The 711-nt window shown below is 63.3% G+C and carries 1 protein-coding gene; it reads left to right on the forward strand.

The window, feature by feature from the left end:
* On the forward strand, window positions 1–711 hold a 711-nt coding region (locus ABK249_RS33885; RefSeq protein ID WP_348864937.1), incomplete at both ends, for a GTP-binding protein.

Below are 711 nucleotides of genomic sequence, written 5' to 3' on the forward strand. Positions count from 1 at the left end.
TCGACTGCCCCGGCCACGCCGACTATGTTAAGAACATGATCACGGGTGCTGCGCAGATGGACGGCGCGATCCTGGTTGTTTCGGCTGCCGACGGCCCGATGCCGCAGACGCGCGAACACATCCTGCTCGCCCGCCAGGTCGGCGTTCCGGCGATCGTCGTGTTCCTGAACAAGGTCGACCAGGTTGACGACGCCGAGCTTCTCGAGCTGGTCGAGCTGGAAGTTCGTGAACTTCTGTCGTCCTACGACTTCCCGGGCGACGACATCCCGATCATCAAGGGTTCGGCGCTTGCTGCGCTTGAAGACAGCGACAAGAAGATCGGCGAAGACGCGATCCGCGAGCTGATGGCTGCGGTTGACGCCTACATTCCGACGCCGGAGCGCCCGATCGACCAGCCGTTCCTGATGCCGATCGAAGACGTGTTCTCGATCTCGGGCCGCGGTACGGTTGTGACGGGCCGCGTCGAGCGTGGCATCATCAAGGTCGGCGAGGAAGTCGAGATCGTCGGCATCCGTCCGACGACGAAGACGACCTGCACGGGCGTTGAAATGTTCCGCAAGCTGCTCGACCAGGGCCAGGCCGGCGACAACATCGGCGCGCTGCTGCGTGGTGTCGACCGCAACGGCGTCGAGCGCGGCCAGATTCTGTGCAAGCCGGGTTCTGTGAAGCCGCACAAGAAGTTCAAGGCGGAAGCCTACATCCTGACGAAGG

The sequence above is a fragment of the Neorhizobium phenanthreniclasticum genome, assembly GCF_040066075.1.
Taxonomy (GTDB): Bacteria; Pseudomonadota; Alphaproteobacteria; order Rhizobiales; family Rhizobiaceae; genus Neorhizobium; species Neorhizobium petrolearium.